The organism is Flavobacterium potami, assembly GCF_020026915.1.
Lineage (GTDB): Bacteria > Bacteroidota > Bacteroidia > Flavobacteriales > Flavobacteriaceae > Flavobacterium > Flavobacterium potami.
Window position 1 is genome coordinate 66,250 of sequence record NZ_JAINUY010000001.1, and the last position, 22,321, is coordinate 88,570.

General features: G+C 33.0%; 21 protein-coding genes. 9 read left to right on the forward strand and 12 right to left on the reverse strand.

The features are described from left to right. Positions 1–56: 56 nt before the first annotated feature. Positions 57–749 (reverse strand): sterol desaturase family protein, encoded by a 693-nt coding sequence (locus tag K6T82_RS00345; protein ID WP_223704042.1) that lies wholly within the window; start codon positions 747–749, stop codon positions 57–59. After that, positions 746–1,447 (reverse strand): SIR2 family NAD-dependent protein deacylase, encoded by a 702-nt coding sequence (locus tag K6T82_RS00350; RefSeq protein WP_223704043.1) that lies wholly within the window; start codon positions 1,445–1,447, stop codon positions 746–748. Before K6T82_RS00350 ends, K6T82_RS00345 begins: the two co-directional genes overlap by 4 nt. A gap of 72 nt (positions 1,448–1,519) precedes the next feature. Between K6T82_RS00350 and K6T82_RS00355 the strand changes: the two genes are divergently transcribed. From K6T82_RS00355 to K6T82_RS00365, 3 genes are all read left to right on the forward strand, one after another. Beyond that, positions 1,520–1,900: a hypothetical protein gene (locus tag K6T82_RS00355; protein ID WP_223704044.1), complete on the forward strand. Its 381-nt coding sequence runs from the start codon at positions 1,520–1,522 to the stop codon at positions 1,898–1,900. 65 nt (positions 1,901–1,965) lie between these two features. Then, on the forward strand, positions 1,966–2,601 hold the full coding sequence (locus K6T82_RS00360) for a hypothetical protein (protein WP_223704045.1): 636 nt from the start codon (positions 1,966–1,968) through the stop codon (positions 2,599–2,601). Then, positions 2,594–3,256 carry a TrmH family RNA methyltransferase gene (locus tag K6T82_RS00365; RefSeq protein WP_223704046.1) on the forward strand — a complete coding sequence of 221 codons (663 nt, stop codon included), beginning with the start codon at positions 2,594–2,596 and terminating at the stop codon, positions 3,254–3,256. Before K6T82_RS00360 ends, K6T82_RS00365 begins: the two co-directional genes overlap by 8 nt. A 154-nt stretch (positions 3,257–3,410) precedes the next feature. On the opposite strand, the gene secA is transcribed toward K6T82_RS00365, so the two are convergent. The 4 genes from secA to K6T82_RS00385 all read right to left on the reverse strand — a co-directional run bounded on the left by secA (position 3,411) and on the right by K6T82_RS00385 (position 8,627). Then, positions 3,411–6,755 carry a preprotein translocase subunit SecA gene (gene secA / locus K6T82_RS00370; RefSeq protein ID WP_223704047.1) on the reverse strand — a complete coding sequence of 1,115 codons (3,345 nt, stop codon included), beginning with the start codon at positions 6,753–6,755 and terminating at the stop codon, positions 3,411–3,413. 87 nt (positions 6,756–6,842) lie between these two features. Then, a complete protein-coding gene (locus K6T82_RS00375) occupies positions 6,843–7,064 on the reverse strand; it encodes a DUF2795 domain-containing protein (RefSeq protein ID WP_007138072.1) in 222 nt (73 codons plus the stop codon). A gap of 219 nt (positions 7,065–7,283) precedes the next feature. Beyond that, positions 7,284–7,853, reverse strand: a complete 570-nt coding sequence (locus tag K6T82_RS00380; protein ID WP_223704048.1) for a cob(I)yrinic acid a,c-diamide adenosyltransferase — start codon at positions 7,851–7,853, stop codon at positions 7,284–7,286. 81 nt (positions 7,854–7,934) lie between these two features. Beyond that, the gene (locus tag K6T82_RS00385) at positions 7,935–8,627 is read right to left on the reverse strand and encodes an ABC transporter ATP-binding protein (RefSeq protein WP_223704049.1); all 693 of its coding nucleotides are present in this window, start codon (positions 8,625–8,627) and stop codon (positions 7,935–7,937) included. Between the two features lie 294 nt (positions 8,628–8,921). On the opposite strand from K6T82_RS00385, the gene K6T82_RS00390 reads away from it, so the two are divergent. Continuing rightward, positions 8,922–9,581: a DUF6565 domain-containing protein gene (locus K6T82_RS00390; RefSeq protein WP_223704050.1), complete on the forward strand. Its 660-nt coding sequence runs from the start codon at positions 8,922–8,924 to the stop codon at positions 9,579–9,581. 57 nt (positions 9,582–9,638) lie between these two features. On the opposite strand, the gene K6T82_RS00395 is transcribed toward K6T82_RS00390, so the two are convergent. The 5 genes from K6T82_RS00395 to K6T82_RS00415 all read right to left on the reverse strand — a co-directional run bounded on the left by K6T82_RS00395 (position 9,639) and on the right by K6T82_RS00415 (position 14,489). Next, the gene (locus K6T82_RS00395) at positions 9,639–10,418 is read right to left on the reverse strand and encodes an O-methyltransferase (RefSeq protein WP_223704051.1); all 780 of its coding nucleotides are present in this window, start codon (positions 10,416–10,418) and stop codon (positions 9,639–9,641) included. A gap of 27 nt (positions 10,419–10,445) precedes the next feature. After that, entirely contained in the window at positions 10,446–10,919 is a 474-nt protein-coding gene (locus K6T82_RS00400; protein WP_223704052.1) for an FKBP-type peptidyl-prolyl cis-trans isomerase, read from the reverse strand. 214 nt (positions 10,920–11,133) lie between these two features. Then, positions 11,134–11,499 carry a four helix bundle protein gene (locus tag K6T82_RS00405; protein WP_223704053.1) on the reverse strand — a complete coding sequence of 122 codons (366 nt, stop codon included), beginning with the start codon at positions 11,497–11,499 and terminating at the stop codon, positions 11,134–11,136. A gap of 112 nt (positions 11,500–11,611) precedes the next feature. Continuing rightward, a complete protein-coding gene (locus K6T82_RS00410) occupies positions 11,612–13,474 on the reverse strand; it encodes an ABC-F family ATP-binding cassette domain-containing protein (protein WP_223704054.1) in 1,863 nt (620 codons plus the stop codon). Between the two features lie 49 nt (positions 13,475–13,523). Then, positions 13,524–14,489, reverse strand: a complete 966-nt coding sequence (locus K6T82_RS00415) for a T9SS C-terminal target domain-containing protein (protein WP_223704055.1) — start codon at positions 14,487–14,489, stop codon at positions 13,524–13,526. Positions 14,490–14,633: 144 nt separating this feature from the next. Here K6T82_RS00415 and K6T82_RS00420 point away from each other — a divergent pair, with 144 nt between their 5' ends. Next, positions 14,634–16,052 (forward strand): undecaprenyl-phosphate glucose phosphotransferase, encoded by a 1,419-nt coding sequence (locus K6T82_RS00420; protein ID WP_223704056.1) that lies wholly within the window; start codon positions 14,634–14,636, stop codon positions 16,050–16,052. A 6-nt stretch (positions 16,053–16,058) separates the two neighbouring features. Here the strand turns inward: K6T82_RS00420 and K6T82_RS00425 are convergent, their stop codons facing one another. After that, the gene (locus tag K6T82_RS00425; protein WP_223704057.1) at positions 16,059–16,796 is read right to left on the reverse strand and encodes a tyrosine-protein phosphatase; all 738 of its coding nucleotides are present in this window, start codon (positions 16,794–16,796) and stop codon (positions 16,059–16,061) included. Between the two features lie 116 nt (positions 16,797–16,912). On the opposite strand from K6T82_RS00425, the gene K6T82_RS00430 reads away from it, so the two are divergent. From K6T82_RS00430 to K6T82_RS00445, 4 genes are all read left to right on the forward strand, one after another. Next, positions 16,913–18,106 carry a DUF5009 domain-containing protein gene (locus tag K6T82_RS00430; protein WP_223704058.1) on the forward strand — a complete coding sequence of 398 codons (1,194 nt, stop codon included), beginning with the start codon at positions 16,913–16,915 and terminating at the stop codon, positions 18,104–18,106. A gap of 257 nt (positions 18,107–18,363) precedes the next feature. After that, positions 18,364–19,548, forward strand: coding sequence for a BamA/TamA family outer membrane protein (locus K6T82_RS00435; RefSeq protein ID WP_223704059.1), 1,185 nt, complete (start codon positions 18,364–18,366; stop codon positions 19,546–19,548). 32 nt (positions 19,549–19,580) lie between these two features. Continuing rightward, positions 19,581–20,744: a glycosyltransferase family 2 protein gene (locus K6T82_RS00440; RefSeq protein WP_223704060.1), complete on the forward strand. Its 1,164-nt coding sequence runs from the start codon at positions 19,581–19,583 to the stop codon at positions 20,742–20,744. A gap of 84 nt (positions 20,745–20,828) precedes the next feature. Further along, positions 20,829–22,172, forward strand: a complete 1,344-nt coding sequence (locus tag K6T82_RS00445; RefSeq protein ID WP_223704061.1) for a dihydrolipoamide acetyltransferase family protein — start codon at positions 20,829–20,831, stop codon at positions 22,170–22,172. Positions 22,173–22,321: the final 149 nt, after the last annotated feature.

Below are 22,321 nucleotides of genomic sequence, written 5' to 3' on the forward strand. Positions count from 1 at the left end.
TTTCGAAAGGTGCAAATATAAGCTATTGTTAAAACTTCTGAAAGCTATATTAGTGCTTAAATTATGGTTTTGAAAATTTTATCCCAGATTGTGAAGTAAAAACCGTAATTGCGAGACTCATTTTTATGATGATCGTTATGAAATTTGGTCGTAGAAATCCATTTTGTGAAATAATTTCTGTACCAGAAAGCAGGAAAGATATCTCTTTTTAAATGTCCAAATATTCCATAAGACAAATTTAGAACTAGATAAATGATGATGCTCAAGTAATTAAACTTCAAAATCGTGATTAAAAACAGCCATATAAAACCAAAGCCTAGAGTTTCTATTGGATGCAAGACATACAAACTGTAAACATTGGTTTCGACATGAGTATGATGCAGTTTATGAATTGGATACATCCATTTTAAATGATGAACCAAAAAATGGAAAATGAACATGAAAAGATCCATTAAAACAATCAATAAAAGAGTATCAAAAAAGATAAGCTTTAAGGATCCTGAAAAATCTATTTTCATGATTCCGTAATGATACAATTCAAAACCTAGTAAAGTGATAAAAGTGTTGCAGATTAATGTTGAAAGCACCCATTTTCGATCTTTATTTTTTAAAATTGTGTTTTTTGGTTCCAGTATTTTTCCAATTAAAACAGATAAACCAACAAGCACTGCATTTTCTATTAAAAAGAAAATAAAGAGCCAGAAGATGTTAAATTGAGATAATTGCTGTAACCAGCTTTCAAAAATCATGTTGTTTTTTCTAAGTTCAATAATATTTCTCTCATTTCGGCAACTCCTTCTGAAGCAAATTTTGCGATGGTTTCGACTTTATTTCTAAGATTCGGAATTGAGATCGGTTTCGGATCAATATAAAAAACTGGCGTTGTGCTTGGTGTATAAGCAATTAAGCCAGCAGCAGGATAAACTTGCAAAGAAGTTCCAATTACAGCAAAATAATCTGCAGTTTCTGTTATGTCTATCGCTTCTTCGAGAGCAGGAACTTCTTCGCCAAACCAAACAATATGCGGACGCAATTGATAGCCGTTTGTGTCTAAATCTCCTGTAAACAAATCTTCTGTCCAGTCTAAAATTAGATTTTTATTTTGAGTACTTCTAACCTTTAGTAACTCTCCATGTAAATGTAAAACGTTTGTACTTCCGGCGCGTTCGTGTAAATCGTCAACGTTTTGAGTGATAATTTGTACATCAAAATCTTTTTCTAATTCAGCCAAAATAATATGACCAAGATTCGGTTTTACTTCTTTTAACTGCTGACGTCTTTTATTATAAAAATCCAGTACCAATTCTTGGTTTTTATGCCAGCCTTCTGGAGTTGCGACTTCCATTACATCATGACCTTCCCATAATCCATCGCTGTCACGAAAAGTTTTGATTCCGCTTTCAGCACTTATTCCCGCGCCGGTTAAAACTACAAGTTTCTTTTTCATATTTAGAATTGGTTTGTATTTTTTTAATTGTAAAATTAGTTTTTTCTTACTTTTATATTCTATTTTTATCAAATGAAAAAGCTATTTTTAATCGGATTTCTTTTAGTAAGTATTTCTTCTTTTGCACAATCAGTTTCTAAAAATAAAAATTTATTTATTGAAAATGATACCTTAAGTGCATTTTCATTTTTAAAAGAAAAACCTTTGATGAATCAATTTTATAAATACTATAATTCTCCTGCTGCGTTTTCAATTTATAATCCGAAACCTGGATTTAACCCAATTAGTATAAAATCACAAAAATATTATTCTTTTGCAAATACAAGTTCATTGCTAAGAAGGGAAATGAGTAATATAAAACCAGAACCCATTTTTCCTGAACCGACCGATAAAAAAACGTTTGGAGAAGCAGTTTTTGAAGGAGTTTTAGATGGTATTTTTAAGAAAAAATAAAAATAGAGCAGATAGATATTCTTTAGAAATGAAATAGTTATTTTCGCAAACTAAATTTAATTGATTTGAAAACGGAGCAGAGATTAACTATTAAAAGAAGTTTTCTGGATAATTACAAAAGAGAATTACACCTGCATTCTGATTTTATTAAATTTGAAGATAAAGATTTAGTAAATGATGGTTTTACTTCTTTTAAGGCAAATGAGATCAAAGAATTTAGTTACGGAATGACTTTGTATCAGCATTATTTTGTCTTCGGAAGAGAATACCAGATATTGATTCGGAATTTTGATGGTAAAACATTAAAAATAAAATTCACCAGCTATTTTGGGATAAAGAAGAATAAAGTTCATGAACTTTATTCTGAAATAATTAATTCAGTATGGGATTTGTATTTTAAAGAAAAAACAATGGCATTTATCAGGGATTTTGAAAAAGGTGAATCTTTTTATATTGGAGATGTTGTTGTTAATCCGGAAGGAGTGATTATTGAAGTTTCGAAACTTTTAAAACAAGAAAAAAAACTGATTTTGTGGAATGATGTCGGAATCAGAAAATTTACTACTTATATTTCTATTTATTCAATAGAAAATCCGCTAGATTTTAATCGTGGTTATTCCTATAAAGAAGATTGGAATACGTTTGTTTTATACAATGTGATTAAAAATATTATTGCCAATAAAAATATTAAAAATGATTGATTTAGATTACCTCGCATTCTTAGAAAACATATTAACTGAAAATAGAAAAGCTAATTTTTTAAAAGTATTAGAAAATCGAACAAAACATTTTACAGTTGCTGTAGAAGATGTTTATCAAATGCATAATACAAGTGCCGTAATGCGTAGTTGTGAAGTTTTTGGAATTCAAGAATTGAATGTGATTGAACAGCGTTTTGGAAAAAGAATTGACAAAGAAATTGCTTTGGGTGCACAAAAATGGGTTGATATTAACCGATTTGATTCGGTTTCAGGATGTCTTTCTGATTTGAAAAATAAAGGATATCAAATTATCGCAACAACTCCGCATGAAAAAGATTGTATGTTGGAAGATTTCGATATTACAAAACCAAGCGCATTATTTTTCGGAACAGAAAAAGAAGGGTTGTCACAAGAAATTATGGACAACGCCGATGGTTTCTTGAAAATTCCGATGGTTGGTTTTACAGAGAGTTTGAATATTTCTGTTTCAGCTGCAATTATTATTCAAAACCTAACAAACAGACTTCGCAGATCTGATATTGAATGGAAATTGACTGAAGAGGAAATTTTAGTTAAACGTTTGGATTGGGCTAAAAATTCTATTAAAGATATAAAACGAATAGAAGCGCGTTATTATCAAGATAATCCGAGGTAATTAAGTCGCAGTTTACTGTCTCAGTCTCAGTTTTGGGATTATAAACAGAATTTAAAAAGAAAAGACCGATAGTTTAAACTATCGGTCTTTTTTATGGATTTAAAATATCAGTTGGTAAACTGTGACTGAGTACCGAGACTGAATATTTAAAAAATTAGTTAATTAAAACCCAAGTTCCAGCAGCGATTAAAGCTTCTGCCTTTTTGTATTTCATTGTTTCTGTTTTACCAGTAGCAATTTCTTGAACTACAACAGTATCGTTTCTGTTGATTTTTGGCATATCTCTAACGATAGTTTCTGTAACTTGACGTTGTTGAGTTTCTCCAGCTTCGCGGTTCATGCTCTCGCTGTTTGGAATTTCGTCTTTACTTAGTTGTAAGTTTTCTTTTGGACGAACTACTTCTCTTGCTTCGTGAATTTCTGGAGCGTTTTGAGCAGGTAAATCACCTTTGAATAAGAATGAAATAACTTCTTTATTTACGTTGTCCAACATCGATCTAAACAAGTTGAAAGCTTCTAATTTATAGATAAGCAATGGATCTTTTTGCTCGTGAACTGCCAATTGAACAGATTGTTTCAATTCGTCCATTTTGCGTAAGTGTTTTTTCCAAGCTTCATCAACGATAGAAAGTGTGATGTTTTTCTCGAAATCAGCGATTAATTGAGCTCCTTGACTATCGTAAGCTTTTTGTAGATCTGTAACCACATTCAAAGTTTTGATTCCGTCTGTAAATGGAACTACAATTCTTTCGAAATGATTGTTTGGTTCTTCAAAAACACCTTTGATGATTGGGAAAGCTTCTCTAGCACTTCTTTCTGTTTTCTCCGTATAGAATGCTAAAGCTTCTTTGTATACTTTTCCAGTAACTTCGATATCATTTAATTTTGTAAAATCAGCTTCTGAGATTGGAGATGTGATTCCGAAATAACGAATTAAATCAAATTCAAATCCTTTGAAATCGTTAGTTACTTTATTATTGCTTACGATCAATTCGCAAGTATCATAAAGCATGTTTGCAATATCCAGTTTCAAACGTTCTCCAAACAATGCGTGACGACGACGTTTGTAAACTACTTCACGTTGAGAGTTCATCACGTCATCATATTCTAATAAACGTTTACGAACACCAAAGTTGTTTTCTTCTACTTTTTTCTGAGCACGTTCGATAGATTTAGTCATCATAGAATGCTGAATAACTTCACCTTCTTTCAATCCCATTCTGTCCATTACTTTTGCCACTCTTTCAGAACCGAATAAACGCATTAAGTTGTCTTCAAGAGAAACATAGAATTGAGAGCTTCCAGGATCTCCTTGACGACCAGAACGACCACGTAACTGTCTGTCTACACGACGAGAATCGTGACGCTCCGTACCAACGATTGCTAAACCTCCTGCAGCTTTTACTTCTGGAGATAATTTAATATCGGTACCACGACCAGCCATATTTGTTGCAATAGTTACAACTCCAGCTTTACCAGCTTCTTCAACGATTTGTGCCTCTTGCTTGTGCATTTTAGCATTCAATACGTTGTGTGTGATTCCTCTCATTTTAAGCATACGGCTTAATAATTCTGAAATCTCTACAGAAGTTGTTCCAATCAATACTGGTCTTCCAGCTTGAGATAATTCTGTTACATCTTCAATTACTGCATTGAATTTTTCACGTGTTGTTTTGTAGATGTAATCTTCTTTGTCAATTCTTGCAATTCCACGGTTTGTTGGAATTTCAACAACGTCCAATTTATAAATTTGCCATAACTCGCCAGCTTCTGTAACCGCTGTACCAGTCATACCACCCAATTTGTTGTACATTCTGAAATAATTCTGTAATGTAACTGTAGCAAATGTTTGTGTAGCAGCTTCGATTTTTACGTTTTCTTTTGCTTCGATCGCTTGGTGAAGACCGTCAGAATAACGACGTCCGTCCATGATACGACCTGTTTGCTCATCGACAATCATAATTTTGTTGTCCATGATCACATACTCCACATCTTTTTCGAATAAAGCATATGCTTTTAAAAGTTGAGTTAAAGTATGGATACGCTCGCTTTTTACACCAAAGTCTTGGAATAATCTCTCTTTAGCTTCAGCTTCAGCGTCTTTGTCTAATTTTTGTTTTTCAATCGCAGCGATTTCAGTTCCGATGTCTGGTAAAACGAAGAAATCAGAATCAGTATCTCCAGAAAGGTATTTAATACCATTGTCTGTCAATTCTACTTGATTGTTTTTTTCTTCAATCACAAAATACAAAGCTTCATCAACTTTGTGCATTTCGCGATTGTTATCCTGCATATATTGATTTTCAGTTTTTTGAAGCAATTGTTTAATTCCTTCTTCACTTAAAAATTTAATTAATGCTTTATTTTTAGGTAAACTTCTGTAAGCTCTCAATAATTGAAAACCTCCATCTTTAGTATTACCTTCTTTGATTAATTTTTTAGCTTCAGCTAAGAAACCATTCGCTAACTGACGTTGTTGTCCAACTAAGTTTTCGATTTTTGGTTTCAATTCGTTGAATTCGTGACGATCTCCTTGAGGAACTGGTCCAGAAATGATAAGCGGTGTTCTAGCATCATCAATTAATACCGAGTCAACCTCGTCGACAATAGCAAAATTGTGTTTTCTCTGCACTAAATCGCTTGGAGAATGCGCCATGTTATCTCTTAAATAATCGAAACCAAACTCATTGTTTGTTCCGTAAGTGATATCCGCATCGTACGCTTTTTTTCTTTGCTCTGTACTTGGCTGGTGGTTATCGATACAGTCAACAGATAAACCGTGGAATTCGAATAAAGGTGCTTTCCAAGTACTATCACGTTTTGCCAAGTAATCATTCACTGTTACTAAGTGAACTCCGTTTCCTGTCAAAGCGTTTAAGTAAAGTGGAAGAGTAGCAACCAAAGTTTTACCTTCTCCCGTTTGCATTTCGGCAACTTTACCTTCGTGCAATACCATACCACCAATTAACTGAACATCATAGTGAATCATGTCCCAAGTGATGTCTTTTCCAGCAGCATTCCATTTGTTGGCCCAAATAGCTTTGTCGCCTTCAATAGTAATGTATGGTTTTGCTGCTGAGAATTCGCGGTCTTTTGGAGTAGCAGTAACCTCAATATGAGAGTTTTCTTTAAAACGACGAGCCGTTTCTTTAACTACAGAAAACGCTTCTGGAAGAATTTCCAATAAAGTTTTTTCAGAGATTTCATAAGCCTCTTTTTCAAGAGCATCTATAGCATCATAAATGTCTTCTCTTTTATCGATGTCTTCGATGTTTTCTACTTCCGCTTTAAGCGAAGCAATTTTAGCATCTTTATCAGCTCTAGCTTCTTTTATTCTATCTTTAAAATAAACGGTTCTTCCTCTTAATTCGTCGTTTGATAGACTCATTAAAGGAGCTTCGAATGTTTTAATTTTGTTTAAGTAAGGTTGTAAAGCTTTGACATCTTTTTGCGACTTATCGCCGACAAAGACTTTAATAATACTGTTTATGAAACTCATGATTTATTGTATTTCTTTATTATATATATGTATTTGAACCAAAAAAAAAGCCTCTATGATGAGAGACTTTTTCCTTTGGTTTATTTTTTAATATTCATCCTCATTCCAAAGATAATCTTCGTCTGTTGGATAATCAGGCCAAATTTCTTCCATTGATTCATATATCTCGCCTTCATCCTCGATTGACTGAAGGTTTTCTACTACTTCTAATGGAGCACCAGCTCTAATGGCGTAGTCTATAAGTTCATCTTTGTTAGCAGGCCATGGCGCATCACTTAAATAAGATGCTAATTCTAATGTCCAATACATCTGTTATCTGTTTAGTTTGTGCAAAAATAAATTTTTTACTGAAAAAGACAAGTAAATTTTGATTTATTTTAATAAAATTTAAGAACGTCTTTGCTAGTACCCAGTTTTCAGTGCCAGTTTTCAGTTTTAAAACTTAAATTTGCTACTAAATTGCTGTGTTTTTTAGTAATCAGTTTTGAATGTTGATTTAGCAGTCTGAAAACTGAAAACAGCGACTGTTTACTTTCTCGGAATCCATTTCACTTCCTCCGCTTTTAAGTCAAACGACAACTTCCGTGCCAAGACAAAAAGGTAGTCAGAAAGTCGGTTTAAGTATGTAATTGCTATTTCTGGAACGTGCTCATTATGACTTAAATGCACCGCCAAACGTTCTGCTCTACGACAAATACAACGTGCTATATGACAATGTGACACGGTAGGATGACCTCCAGGCAAAACAAAATGAGTCATTGGCGGAAGGCTTTCGTCCATTTTATCTATTTCGTTTTCGAGCAATTCAATATCCGAATCAATTATTCCGAGATTTTCTAAGCGAAGTTTTCCGTTTTTCAACACTTCTTTTTCCTGTGGAGTTGCCAAAATGGCACCAACAGTAAAAAGACGATCCTGAACTTCAATCAAAATGGTTTTATAATGCGAATCCATTTCCTGATCACGGATTAATCCGATATAAGAATTCAATTCATCAACAGTTCCGTAACTGTCAATTCGAATATGGTCTTTGGGTACGCGAGTTCCTCCAAAAAGAGCTGTTGTACCTTTATCGCCTGTTTTGGTGTATACTTTCATTTTTTTTAAGATGCTAAGGTTCTAAGGTGCTGAGATGCTAAGTTTTTCTCTTTACAATTAAACGATTAACCAAATAAACGGTTAAACTTCTTTTCTGGTGTCACTTTCAATTAAACCATCTCGCAAACGGATGACACGGTGTGCATAAGCAGCAATATCTTCTTCGTGAGTTACAAGAATTACAGTATTTCCTTGTGCGTGAATATCGCCAAAAAGTTTCATGATTTCTACAGATGTTTTACTGTCTAGGTTTCCAGTTGGCTCATCTGCCAAAATAATAGAGGGTTTGTTGACTAAAGCTCTAGCAACGGCAACACGTTGGCGCTGACCTCCAGAAAGCTGATTCGGTTGGTGATCCATTCTGTCTGCAAGATTTACTTGTTGTAAAACTTCTGTTGCGCGGGCAATTCTATCCGATTTTCCGTAACCCGCATAAATCATAGGAAGTGCAACATTATCAAGTGCAGTTGTTCTTGGCAATAAATTAAAAGTCTGAAAAACGAAACCAATTTCTTTGTTTCTAATTTCTGCCAATTCATCATCTTTCATTTGGCTGACATCTTTTCCGTTTAAAACGTATCGACCAGAAGTAGGAGTGTCTAAACAGCCTAATAAGTTCATCAATGTTGACTTTCCTGATCCGGAAGGTCCCATTAAAGCAACATATTCTCCTTTTTTTATTTCTAGATTTATTCCTTTTAAAACATATACAATTTCGTTTCCTAAAACAAAATTACGTTTGATGTCAGTTATTTTAATTAATGGTTCAGCCATTTGCTTTTACAATTTTGGATTTAAAAGTACAAAACACTTTTCAATAAAACGATTAGTAGTTGAGAAATGACTTTTGTTACAAGTTTGCTGCGGATAACAGTTATTAATCAGAATAATAAAAAAGAAAAAAGAAAAACTGTTATATTGTTTTGATGAAATATTGCATAATTGTCATTATTAATTGGTTTTTATAGTTTTAATATGTTTGTATTCTTAAAAATGTGGCAATAATGTAATTTTTACGGCTTTTGTTTGGCTAAATTTGTTACTGTAATTAATTAAACAATCAAGATTATGAAAAATATCAAAATAGCTACAGGAATTGCATTATTAGCATTAAGCTTCACATCATGTAAAGATGAAAAACAAGAAAAAGCGCAGCGTACAATTGATTCATATGTAACCTACGTAGATTCGGTTAAAAATGTTAAAGCCGATGATTTGAAAGAAAATTGGACAGCTGTAGAATCAGAATACGATAGAAGAGCTGCAGAAGCAGATGCTGCATTAGCAGATATTAAAGATAATGCTGCTCAAACAGAAAAAATAAATACAAGTAAAGCAAAATACGAAAGCTTTAAAAATGAAATGACTACCCTTCTTGCCCCTCCGGCTCCAAGTCCTAAACAACAATTAAGAAATGCCTTATTTGGTGAAGGAAAAATTGGAGACGATATGAGTTTTGCTTGGGTAAATGCTCAAAATATTCATAGTGTTTACCAACAGTTTGTTCATACAGTTGAGAATAATAAAGATAAATATTCTCGTGAAGACTGGGATGAAATCAAAGTTTTGTATGAAGCATTAGACAGCAGAAAAAATACTGTAGAAAAAGAAGGTTTGACTGCTGAAGACAATAGAAAAATTGCTGGTTTGAAAATCAAATTTGCACCTATGTATACTGTAAACAGAATGGGAGCAAAAGCTGAAGAAAACAAAGAAGCTAAAAAATAAAACTTTAAGGTTTTGAATTAGAAAATAAAAAAGACGATCAGAGATGATCGTCTTTTTTTATGCTCGAATTATAAAATGCTCTTTTGGTTGTTCTCGTCTGAAGAAAACAAAACCCCATTGAAAAGTATCAATTGTCACTTTTACTTTTGGATGCTTTTTAATGATTTCCCAAGTTTCTTCCATTTCTTCTGACCAATGAATATCGTCAAAAATCCAGACCGAATCGTTGTCTATTGTTGGCAATAAAAGGTCGAAATAGGCTAAAGTTGCTTGTCTAGAATGGTTTCCGTCAAAATAGATTAGATTATAGTTTGTTGCCTGAATATTTTCGGAAATCAAAAAAGATTCGAATTCTGAAATTACATTTTCAACATTTTTACAATCAAATTCATTCAGTTGACTTTTTGCAATACCCGCTGTGTTCGGACAACCTTCAATAGTAATTACTTTCGCTTTCGGATTTCCAACCGCCAAAGCAGAAGTTGCCAAACCTAAAGATGTTCCGATTTCTAAAATAGTTTCTGGCTGAAAATAATGGGTTACACGAAACAGTAATTCTGCACGCTTTGGCGAAATTCCAGCTGTTTTTGCAATTTTAGAAATTTGCCTTCTATTTGATTTGAAAACTCTCGAACCTGCTCCAAAATCGGTTACATCGATGAAATTCTTATTTTTTAAAAGCGATTTTCGATAGTTTTTCAGAATCTGATATTCTGGTTTATTTTTCTTATCGTAAAAACATTTTGTCAATAAATTAAAAACAAAAGGAGAATGAACGGCATGCTCGTTTTTAGATTTCCAAAGAAATTTTAGATAAGATTTTATTTGAAAAAGCATTTTAATATTCAGTCTTGTTTTTCGGAATTATTTACTTACTGAAATTAACTTTACATCAAAAAGAAGTACTGAACCAGCTGGTATTCCGCCACGAGGATAACTTCCGTAACCTAAATGTGCTGGAATAAGCAGAACTCCGCTTCCGCCTTCTTTAAAATAAGTAATTCCTTCAGTCCAGCCCTTAATTACACCAGAAAGAGGAAATTCGATTCCTGCCGCCGTACTTTGATCAAAGACATTTCCGTTTGTGTAATAACCTTTGTAAGCTACTTTTACTGTTGAACTCGCTGTCGGTTGTGCACCTGTTCCTGGTTCGGTAATGATGTAATATAAACCAGTGCTGCTTTTGGTTGCAGTTAAATTGTTTTTCGTTAAATAATCTGTAATTTCTTTGTCATTTTCAGCCGTGTAATCTTTCGGAGGACTTAAAGTTTCTTTGTCTGAACTGGTACAAGAAATGAAAAGTGTTAATGCAAATAATCCAAATAATAATTTTTTCATGTGGTATTTTATTTTAGTAAAGTCGTAAATATAGGAAATTAGTTTTTAGTCTCGGTCTCAGTTCTCAGTCTCAGTTCTCAGTCTCAGTCTCAGTTCTCAGTCTCAGTCTCAGTCTCAGTTCTCAGTCTCAGTCTCAGTCTCAGTCTCAGTTCTCAGTCTCAGTTCTCGGTCTTGGTCTCAGTCTCAGTTTTCAGTCTCAGTTTTTAGTTTATATTTAATTACATCCAAACTTATCTGGATTGTTAATCATATAGTTGATTAATTTACCAATTTCAATACTTTCTATGTTTAATTGCTCGAACTTTTCTTTAGATATATAATCACATTTTAACGAAAATTCAAGCCAAGTGTTTGTTTCTGAGTTTTCAGCATCACTGTCGGTTAATTTGCTTATAAAATGATTTACATATCTTCTTTTTCTGTAAGATTCAGCAATATTTGCACTAACACTTCTTGAAGATCGTCGTATTTGATCTGTTAAAGAATATTTCTCTTCTTTTGGAAATGATTTTGATAATTCAAATATTTCCATTGCAAGAGCAAATGATTTTTTGTACGCTAATAATTCTTTGAAATCCATTCCTTTATTTTTTACAAGATTAATAAAATAATAAAGAAAAAGACTACTTTTTTAGAGAAAGTATTTGTCGATTTCCAATACTGAAAACTGACACTGCGACTGAAAACTAAATCTATCCTTCTATCTTAGCAGAAAGCTCAAACCAACGTTCTTCTTTTGCATCAATCTTATTGATGATATTTTGAAGTTCATTTGCTTTTTTCTCGATATCAGCGTCTGCAACTTTTCCGTCAGAGAATAATTGTTCGATTTTAGTTTTTTCGATTTCTAAATCTTTAATTTCTCTTTCAATTTTTTGATATTCTTTTTGTTCATTAAAACTCAAATTTCCGGTCGGATTATTTTGTTTCCAGTCTTTCTTTTCGGCTTTGTTTTCTTCTTTTTGTACAACATCGGCGCTGTCTTCGTAGGCGCGGAAATCAGAGTAGTTTCCAGGAAAATTTTCGATTTCACCTTGTCCTCTAAAGACAAATAAATGATCTACAATTTTATCCATAAAATAACGGTCGTGAGAAACCACCAGTAAACAGCCTGGATAATCAAGAAGGAAACTTTCTAAAACGTTAAGCGTTACAATATCCAAATCATTGGTTGGCTCATCGAGAATTAAAAAGTTTGGATTTTGAATTAAAACTGTACACAGATACAGACGTTTTAATTCACCACCGCTTAATTTTTCTACGTAATCATATTGTTTTTTAGCATCAAAAAGGAAACGCTCTAGCAATTGCGAAGCCGAAATGATCTTTCCTTTTGCAAGCGGAATATATTCTCCATATTCCTTAATAATATCAATAACACGCTGACCAGGTTTCGGATTAATCCCAGATTGTGTGTAGTATCCAACTTTTATAGTGTCACCTTTTACAACACGTCCACTATCTGGCGGAATTGTTCCAGTTAAAAGATTCAAAAAGGTCGATTTTCCTGTTCCGTTTTTACCAATAATTCCGATTCTTTCTCCACGTTGGAAATCGAAACTGAAATTATCCAAAATAACACGGTCTTTGAATTTTTTAGAAAGTTTGTGAAGCTCAATAATTTTGCTTCCCATTCTTTCCATATTAATTTCAAGCTCTACCTTATTTTCTTTACGACGGCTTTGTGCCTTTTCTTTAATAATGTAAAAATCATCCTGACGTGATTTAGATTTGGTTGTTCTCGCTTTTGGTTGGCGGCGCATCCATTCTAATTCTTTTACAAATAAGTTTTTTGCCTTGTCAATACTTGCATTTTCAGAAGTAATTCGTTCTTCTTTTTTCTGAAGATAATAAGAATAATTTCCTTTGTATTGGTATAATTTCCCGTTATCCAATTCGATAATTTCGTTACAAACACGTTCTAAAAAGAAACGGTCGTGCGTTACCATAAACAAAGTGATGTTTTCTTTTGCAAAATAACTCTCCAACCATTCGATCATTTCAAGATCTAAGTGGTTGGTTGGCTCATCTAGAATCAATAAATCTGGACGGTTGATCAAGATAATTGCCAATGAAAGACGTTTTTTCTGCCCTCCAGAAAGATTTTTTACTTTAAGTTTAAAATCTTCTAATTTCAGTTTAAATAAAATCTGTTTGTATTGTGTTTCGAAATCCCATGCATTATGCTGATCCATGGCGTCAAAGGCTTTTTGGTAAGCTTCTTCGTCATTTGGGTTTTCCAGCGCTTTTTCGTAAGCTTCAATGACTTTTAAGGTCTCATTGTCTGACGCGAAAATACTTTCTTCAATTGTAAGTTCGTCTTGTAAATTATTATCCTGCGAAAGAAACGCCATTCTAATTCCTTTTCTTAAAACAACTTGTCCAGTATCTGGTTCTTCCAAACCATTGATAATGCTCATGATAGTTGTTTTTCCGGAACCATTTTTTGCAATAAAAGCGATTTTTTGATCTTTATTGATTCCAAAAGAAATGTTGTCAAAAAGGACTCTTTCTCCAAATGACTTTGATATATTTTCGACTGATAAGTAATTCACAAGAATAAAATTTTTTGCAAAAGTAAACTATTATCTTGCTATTTGCGAATTATTTGTGGAGATACAAATTAAGTAAGGCATTCAAATCAAAATAATGAATCTGCTGCAAAACATTAATTATAGGTTTTCGAACCAAAGCTTCATTCGTTAAAAAATAATGTAGGCCATCTACGGTAGCAATTCCTTCAATTTGATGAAAAGGGAGTTTTAAATTAATTCGTCTTTTATAACCAGATAAAAAATCATGATTTTTGAAATCGTAAAGTAAATAAAGAAAAGGTTTTCCAACTTTGGTATAGCCACACAAAGTAACAAGTTTTTGGTCTTCTAAATAAGTTGCACCCGTAACCAAACCTTTTGTGTCAAGTGTCGATTTTAATTTGGCAATATGAGCCCCGATTTGATTTGGGAGAACATAAATATTTGTTTTCGAAGATTTCCATTGTTTGGAAAACAAATAAATACTGTCTTTTGAAACTATAAAGGCTTCGCAATCAAAATCGGTTTTATTGGGTTTAGAAGGAGAAAAATCGGTTTGATCTGAATAGGAAAATGAAATCGTCTCGATCTGTGGTTTTTCTTCTGAAAATGATTTTTTATCAATTTTAAAAATTTTCAAATCAGTTCTGTTTCCAGTATAATTATTGCCAAAATCGCCTATATAAATGTGTTTGCTGTCTTGCGTAATTTCTTCCCAATCGTTGTTTGTTAAGTCGCCGAGAATGATTTTTCGTTTAATTTTCCCTAAAGAATCCAAACCGTAAATAGTTTTGTCGTGATCGTCATTATGTGTCCATAATAGATTTTCAAAAGCAATCAATCCAGAAGTTTCTTTGAGAGTATCGCTTAAGCGAACAGAATATTGAGGCTTCAAGTTTAAAGCTTTGTATCTGCAGCCGCCGTCATTTTGCGTAGCCGTAGAATTGTAATTTGAAGCCTGCGGATCTGTGCAGCCTGAAATTTGTGCGTAAGCAGAACTTGTAATAGTAAGAAAGAAGAGGATAAGTTTTAACATGAGTGCAATATTAAATTTGCATACCTTAAAAGTAAAGTTTTAAATAATTAGAATAAAATATGTGTCAAAAAATATAATTTAAATGTTACTTTGCAGCACAAAATACCAAATGTTTTCTACTCTTTAGAAAAAGTTAAATTCATAATGAAGATTTTACAAAAACTTTCACATTACCGAATTTCACGTTATTTCAAACTTTTGTTTGTTATAGTAGATGTGATATTGCTCAATCTGGCAACGGTGCTTTCTTCATTGGCTAGATTTGGAAGTTTAGATAAATTATTGAGTAAAGAGGAACAGACTATCTCACTTCTCGCCATTTTTATATGGATTGTTTTGTTGTTTCAAAATGATTCTAATAGAAGTATTCGTGTTGAGCCTGTAGAGTCTATTTTATGGCGAACAATAAAAAAGATATCTATACATGCGGCTTTGATTGCTCTTACAGTTGTTTATCTAAAATATTCGGATATATCAAGGTTAAGAATGGTATATTTTTATTTGATATTTTTCGGATTGTTGATGATTACACGATCTCTGTCAATGACACTTCTAAAATACATTCGAGCTAAAGGATATAATTTTAAAACATTTGTAATTGTCGGAGCCAACGAGACAGGTGAAAGAATTCGAAAAGTACTGGGGAAAGATTTAACCTATGGATATAAATTTTTAGGTTTTTTTGATGAAAAACAAAATGAAAACAATGTTGATTCTGCTTTAGTTATTGGTCAGTTTGAAGACGTAAAGAAGTTTGTTGTCGATAATAATATTGACGAAATGTATGTTGCCCTGCACATTGATAATATTGAAATAATTAATGGATTGATTAAAATTTGCGAACAAAATATGATACGTATTAAGTTTATTCCAGATTTCCAGCTGTATACAAAAGCAAGTAAAGTAGAAGTGGCATTTTACGAAAACACACCTGTATTAATGTTTCGCCCGGAGCCAATGGAATTTGCTTCAAACAGAGTCCTGAAAAAAATGTTCGATGTTTGTTTTTCTGGACTTGTTATATTACTTGTTTTTCCATGGTTGTTTCCGATAATCATGCTTATTATAAAATTAGAATCGCCTGGACCTGTCTTTTTTAAGCAAGAAAGAGCAGGTAGAGATAACCGATCTTTTATGTGTTTGAAATTTAGAAGTATGCATGTTAATGTTTTGGCACACAATAAACAAGCCGAAAAAGGAGACAGTCGTATTACTAAATTTGGCGCTTTTATTCGTAAAACCAGTATAGACGAATTGCCACAGTTTTTTAATGTTTTCTGGGGAGACATGTCGGTTGTAGGGCCAAGGCCACATATGGTGAATCTTGCCAAAGAATATAGTGACTTAATTAGTAATTATTTGGTTCGTCAATATGTAAAACCAGGAATAACAGGTTGGGCGCAGGTAAACGGTTACAGAGGTGAAACCAAAGTTTTGAGCGATATGGAAAATCGAGTAGAATACGATATTTGGTATATCGAAAATTGGAGTTTTTTGCTTGATATAAAAATCGTAGTTAAAACGGTTATCAATATAATTAAAGGTGAAGAAAACGCCTATTAATCGTTTTTAAAATTTAAAAAATTGATTGTTTGCAATAACTTCTTTTAAGTTATCGATATGGTCAATTTTCATTTTTTGATCAAAAGCTTTGATGTGATTTTTGTGATGTGCATCGGTTCCGCAAAAGTCATACATTCCTTTCTTTAAAAGCTCGTCGGAGGCTTTTGCAATTTTTGATCCATAATATTCTACTGCAGCCAAAAGATTCAGCTGAAACAGACATCCTGCGTCTTTTAGCTTTTTGTATTCATCAAATTTTTTATGAAAGAAAGTATAGCGTTCAGGATGGGCCAAAACCGGAATGTAACCCGCAACTTGCAATTCGAATATTATTTTATAAAGATTTAAAGGAGCATTTATATACGACATTTCAATCAATACATAATTGTCTTTTAAGGTTAGAAGTTTTTCTTCTTTAATATGAGAAGCAAACCAATCGTCCATAAAATATTCTGCAGCCGCTTGGATTGGCATCTGCATCTTGTTTTCTATAAAAGCTTTTTGAGTTTCTTGAAGTTTAGATGTAATAATTTCAGGAGAATTATTCCAAACATAATGATTGATATGCGGTGTTGTGATAATTTGAGAAACTCCAATATTTTCTAATGATGTAGCAAGTTCAATTGATTTGGAAATAGTTTGCGCTCCATCATCAATTCCCGGCAAAACATGAGAATGTATATCTATAAAACTGCCGTCTAATAGATCCTTTAAGATGGGTTTAGATTTAAAGAAAGATAACATGGGGCGAAAAAAAAATTACAACTCAATTTTATAGATTACAAAATTAATGTAAGAAATTCTAATTAGTCGTTTTAGAATTATGTTATATTTGATTTTTAGTAAAATAGTAAAAAATTATGAAAATAAAAGAGAATTTGTTCAATCAGAGAATTATTTCTATTGATGCTTTACGTGGTATTACCATTTTTGTAATGATTTTTGTAAACGAATTGGCAAGTATTAAGAATGTTCCGCAATGGATGAAACATATGCCGGCAGATGCAGATGCCATGACTTTTGTCGATTTAGTTTTTCCTGCTTTTTTATTTATAGTCGGAATGTCAATTCCCTTTGCGTTTAATGCTAGATTACTAAAAGGCGATAGTGCAAAAACAATTTGGATACATACTTTAAAAAGAGCCGTTGCACTGATTATTATTGGCGTTTTCATGGTTAATGCGGAATATGGTTTTGATTCAGCAAAAATGATAATTAAGCCTGTATTTTGGGGACTTTTAGCATACTTTGTGCCCATTTTGATTTGGAATAAATATCCGAAAGATGTCTCTGTTTGGCTAAAAAATATACTTCAATATGGAGGAATGCTAGTCTTGGTGGCCTTGTACTTTTTGTATGTTCAGGAAGGAACAGGCGAAATAGGAATTACGCCAAAATGGTGGGGAATTCTAGGGCTGATTGGTTGGGCTTATCTTTTTACGGTGATATATTATTGGTTGGTTTCAGGAAATTTATGGGCAATGATCGGATTTTTAGTTTTGTGCATTATCATGAATTCGCTGAATCTAACCGAAAATTCTTTTGTACAAAATACTTCATGGCTTAGCTTCATTGCCGGACATTTAAGTCATGCTTCTTTGTCTTCAGCTGGAGTAGTAATCTCTTTATTATTCTTTGATCGAAAAATTACTTCTAAAATAAATTGGCCTGTAGTCGGTTTTATCGTTTTCTTTTTTGCTGTTGGATTTTTTCTAAGACCATTTTTCGGAATTTCGAAAATACAGGGAACACCGTCGTGGACTATGATATCGGCGGGAATTTGTACTATTTTGTTTTACTTTTTGTACTGGCTGATGGAAGTAAAAAAACAAACTAAATGGAGCGAGTTTTTCATGCCCGCAGCCGCAAATCCTTTATTGATCTACATTTTGCCGGGTGTTATTTATTATTTCAATAAAGCATTCAATATTCATATTTTACCTGAATTTTTAACCGAAGGAATTCCTGGAATTATTTGGTCTTTAGTGTTTTCTACAATCATGCTTTTTGTAATGAAAATTCTTAATAGATATAAAATTCAGATGCAGCTTTAGGTCTAGTATTCAGTCGCAGTCTCAGTATTCAGTCTCAGTCTCAGTATTCGGTTTTCAACCATAGCATTTGGTTTGATAACTGCGACTGAATACTGTGACTGAAAACTGTGACTGAAAACTGCGACTGAATACTGCGACTGAATACTGCGACTGAATACTGCGACTGAATACTGCGACTAAAAAAATCGCACAATATTTTTATGGATATTCTTAATAAAATTTTAAATTTGTAAGGGTGCGTTTTTAAAATATTGTAAATGAATGGTTTAAAAATAAGATTTACCTTGTTTTTGTTTTTGTCAATATCATTTTGTTGGGCTCAAAATGATAGTACGGCTATGGGAAATAAGGATATTTTAGATGTTATTCATAAAATTTTTGACAAACATGACACGATTCAAAAGAGAAATCAGAGAAAACTAGCTTTTTCTTTGTTGCCAGTTCCAGTTGGAGTCAATTCAAGTTCTGGTCTGGTAGTTTCTTTTTTAACGACATTTTATTTGGGTGAAGATCATAATAAAACCAAAATGTCTCAGATTACTTTTTCTCCTTATTTTAGTTTTACTAAACAATACGTTTTTCCCATTCAATCTTATATTTATACAAGCGAAAATAAATGGAATTTCATTGGCGATTATCGCTATATGATTTATCCGCAATTGACTTATGGTTTGGGAGAACGTGATTCGAATCAAGAAATGTCGACACTAGATTATCAGCAATGGCGTTTTTACCAATTTATAACCAGAAAGGTCGTGGGAAATTACCGTTTAGGAATCGGTTTTCTTTTAGATAATTATAAAAATATTTCTGAAGAATCTTATATTGATGGAGAAACAGATTATTACCAATATATGAATGGAGATTTTTCTAACCAAACTTCATTCGGATTTGCGGTTCAAGGTTTATATGATTCTAGAAAGAATATCATAAATCCCGAAGAAGGTTTGTATGTAGAAGCCGATTTTAGAATTAATACCAGCGGCGTCAACAACGACAAATGGCAGTCATTATACGTTGATGCCCGAAAATATCATTCCTTTAGTAAAACAAAACACAGAGTTTGGGCCTCGCGCGCATTTTACTGGTCAACATTTGGAGGAAAACCTCATTATTTAGACCTGCCAAGTATCGGATGGGATCGTGAAGGAAAAACGGGACGCGGATTTACTAAAAACAGATACAGAAGTAATGCGCTTATTTATTTTGAAACCGAATATAGAACCGATATTACTCGAAACGGATTCTTTGGCGCTGTATTTTTTACCAATGTTTCTTCGGTTTCCAAATTAGAAACCTATCAATTTAAAAAATGGAATCCCGCCGTTGGAACCGGAATTCGTATAAAATGGAACAAAAAAAATGGCAGTAATTTAGCCTTAGATTACGGAATTAGTAAAAACGACTGGTCATTGCGCTTGGGGTTATCAGAAAATTTTTAACTTTCGGCCAAAATTTACAGAATCAATTATTCATGCAATTATCGGTTATTATTCTGAATTATAATGTGCGTTACTTTCTGGAACAATGCGTTTTAAGTGTTCAGGAAGCAATAGCAGGGATTGATGCCGAAATTATTGTAATTGATAATAACTCATCAGACGAAAGTGTTTTGATGATGAAAGATCGATTTCCTGATATCAAACTGATAGAAAACAAAGAGAATTTTGGTTTTCCAAAAGGAAATAATATTGGTGTTCGTCAAGCGAAAGGGAAGTATGTCTGTATTTTAAATCCAGATACCGTTGTCGCTGAAGATACATTTCTTAGGATTCTGGCTTTCGCCGAAAGGCAAAATAATCTTGGAATTATCGGTTGCAAGTTGATTGACGGAACGGGCGAGTTTCTTCCAGAAAGCAAACGCGGTATTCCAACGCCTTGGGTCGCTTTCACAAAAATTTTCGGATTATATAAAGTATTTCCCAAAACAAAACTTTTCAATCAATATTATGCGCAACATTTAGGTGAAAACCAAACAGGAAAAGTAGAGATTCTTGTTGGGGCTTTTATGTTTTTGGAAAAAAGTCTGTATGAAAATTTAAAAGGTTTTGATGAAAACTGTTTTATGTATGCAGACGATATTGATTTGTCTTATCGTGCTTTACAATTCAAAAAGGACAACTACTATTTTCATGAAACCACAGTTTTACATTATAAAGGAGAGAGTACAATAAAAGATGAAAAATATATGATGCGTTTTAAGGAAGCTATGGATTTCTTCTACAAAAAGCATTTTAGAAAATCGCTTTTCTTTACTTTTTTCATCCAAATCGGAACATGGTTTTTCTCTTTTGTAAAAATGTTTCAGGGTAAAACCAAAATAAAATCGGATCCCGAATCTTATATTTTTTATTCTTTAAAGGAAGATTTGTCTCAGAAATTAGCCTTAACTTTAAAAAATAAAGTCCGGTTTTTAGAAATCCCGAAAGAAAAAATGGTAAATTCGTGCCTGATTTTTAAGGGAAAAAAGGTCGAAATCATTTTGGATAATCAATACATTTCATTCAAAAAATGTATCGAAATCATAGAAACTATTAAAGATAAGAGTATTACTTTTAAAATTTTACCCAAAAACACCCATTTTATAATTGGAAGTAATTCTAGAAATGACAGAGGGCAAATTGTAAAAATTGAGTAAAAAATTATATTAAATGAAATTTATGTTTAAAATATTCATTAATTTCGCAATCTGAAAATCAAAAACATCTTTTAGATTAACAATATGGCAAGATTTGAATTAAAACTTCCTAAAATGGGAGAAAGCGTCGCTGAAGCAACCATTACCAATTGGTTGAAAGAAGTTGGAGACAGAATTGAAGCTGATGAACCAGTACTAGAAATTGCAACTGACAAAGTTGACAGTGAAGTTCCTAGTGAAGTATCAGGAATCTTAGTTGAGCAATTGTTTGGTAAAGATGATTTAGTACAAGTAGGGCAAACTATCGCGATTATCGAAACAGAAGATGGCGATTCGCCAGTTACAGAAACTACTAAAGTAGAAGATGTTGCTGTTCCTGCAGAAGCTTTGGAAATTGAAAAATCAATTGAAGAAGTAAAAGAAACAGTTTCTTCTCAAGATTTCTCAGGATCAGATAAGTTCTTTTCTCCGTTAGTAAAAAATATTGCGAAGGAAGAAGGAATTTCTTTAAATGAATTAGAAAGTTTAGCTGGTTCAGGAAAAGACGGTCGCGTAACAAAAGAAGATATTTTAAAATATATAGAAGATCGTAAATCTGGTGTTGTCCAAACGCCAAAAGCGGTTCAGGAAGCACCAAAAGTAGTTGCTGAAACTCCTAAAGCAGTTGTTGAGCCAGTTGCTCAAAAAAGCCAGCAGGCAGTTCCTGTTTCTGTAAACGGAGCCGACGAAATTGTAGAAATGGACAGAATGCGTAAACTGATTTCAGGTTACATGGTAGCTTCAGTTCAGACTTCTGCTCACGTACAATCTTTTATCGAAGTAGATGTAACAAACATTGTAAAATGGAGAGATAAAGTAAAAGCGGCTTTCGAAAAAAGAGAAGGCGAGAAATTAACTTTTACTCCTATTATGATGGAAGCTGTTGCAAAAGCTTTAAAAGATTTCCCTGGAATGAATATTTCTGTTGAGGGAGATTATATCATTAAAAAGAAAAATATCAATTTAGGAATGGCTGCAGCATTGCCAAACGGAAATCTAATTGTTCCTGTAATTAAAAACGCAGATCAGTTGAATTTGGTTGGAATGGCAAAAGCGGTTAACGATTTAGGAAACCGTGCAAAAGCTGGAAAACTAAAGCCAGACGATACACAAGGCGGAACTTATACAGTAACAAATGTTGGTACTTTTGGAAGTGTTTTCGGAACGCCAATTATCAATCAGCCTCAAGTTGGAATTTTGGCTCTTGGTGCAATTCGTAAAGTGCCTGCGGTTATCGAAACTCCAGAAGGAGATTTTATCGGAATCCGCCAAAAAATGTTCTTGTCTCACTCTTACGATCATAGAGTTGTAGATGGAGCGCTTGGAGGAAGCTTCGTGAAAAGAGTAGCAGAATATTTAGAAGCTTTTGATGTAGATAGAGATTTCTAAAATGAATCATAAAAATAAAATCCAATCCGATAAGTTTTGAACTTGTCGGATTTTTTTTGTTTTGTAGGAAAAGGTTAAGAATCAAAGTGGAACTCATTTGTGACATGTTTTTAAAATGTTAAATTCTAGAAATTGAAAGCATTTTTAGA

Bases quoted from the DNA above. Each gene is read 5' to 3' on its own strand.
- K6T82_RS00345 (WP_223704042.1), bottom strand. From the start codon at position 749: ATGATTTTTGAAAGCTGGTTACAGCAATTATCTCAATTTAACATCTTC.
- K6T82_RS00350 (WP_223704043.1), bottom strand. From the start codon at position 1,447: ATGAAAAAGAAACTTGTAGTTTTAACCGGCGCGGGAATAAGTGCTGAA.
- K6T82_RS00355 (WP_223704044.1), top strand. From the start codon at position 1,520: ATGAAAAAGCTATTTTTAATCGGATTTCTTTTAGTAAGTATTTCTTCT.
- K6T82_RS00365 (WP_223704046.1), top strand. From the start codon at position 2,594: ATGATTGATTTAGATTACCTCGCATTCTTAGAAAACATATTAACTGAA.
- secA (WP_223704047.1), bottom strand. From the start codon at position 6,755: ATGAGTTTCATAAACAGTATTATTAAAGTCTTTGTCGGCGATAAGTCG.
- K6T82_RS00375 (WP_007138072.1), bottom strand. From the start codon at position 7,064: ATGTATTGGACATTAGAATTAGCATCTTATTTAAGTGATGCGCCATGG.
- K6T82_RS00380 (WP_223704048.1), bottom strand. From the start codon at position 7,853: ATGAAAGTATACACCAAAACAGGCGATAAAGGTACAACAGCTCTTTTT.
- K6T82_RS00385 (WP_223704049.1), bottom strand. From the start codon at position 8,627: ATGGCTGAACCATTAATTAAAATAACTGACATCAAACGTAATTTTGTT.
- K6T82_RS00390 (WP_223704050.1), top strand. From the start codon at position 8,922: ATGAAAAATATCAAAATAGCTACAGGAATTGCATTATTAGCATTAAGC.
- K6T82_RS00395 (WP_223704051.1), bottom strand. From the start codon at position 10,418: ATGCTTTTTCAAATAAAATCTTATCTAAAATTTCTTTGGAAATCTAAA.
- K6T82_RS00400 (WP_223704052.1), bottom strand. From the start codon at position 10,919: ATGAAAAAATTATTATTTGGATTATTTGCATTAACACTTTTCATTTCT.
- K6T82_RS00405 (WP_223704053.1), bottom strand. From the start codon at position 11,499: ATGGATTTCAAAGAATTATTAGCGTACAAAAAATCATTTGCTCTTGCA.
- K6T82_RS00415 (WP_223704055.1), bottom strand. From the start codon at position 14,489: ATGTTAAAACTTATCCTCTTCTTTCTTACTATTACAAGTTCTGCTTAC.
- K6T82_RS00420 (WP_223704056.1), top strand. From the start codon at position 14,634: ATGAAGATTTTACAAAAACTTTCACATTACCGAATTTCACGTTATTTC.
- K6T82_RS00425 (WP_223704057.1), bottom strand. From the start codon at position 16,796: ATGTTATCTTTCTTTAAATCTAAACCCATCTTAAAGGATCTATTAGAC.
- K6T82_RS00430 (WP_223704058.1), top strand. From the start codon at position 16,913: ATGAAAATAAAAGAGAATTTGTTCAATCAGAGAATTATTTCTATTGAT.
- K6T82_RS00435 (WP_223704059.1), top strand. From the start codon at position 18,364: ATGAATGGTTTAAAAATAAGATTTACCTTGTTTTTGTTTTTGTCAATA.
- K6T82_RS00440 (WP_223704060.1), top strand. From the start codon at position 19,581: ATGCAATTATCGGTTATTATTCTGAATTATAATGTGCGTTACTTTCTG.
- K6T82_RS00445 (WP_223704061.1), top strand. From the start codon at position 20,829: ATGGCAAGATTTGAATTAAAACTTCCTAAAATGGGAGAAAGCGTCGCT.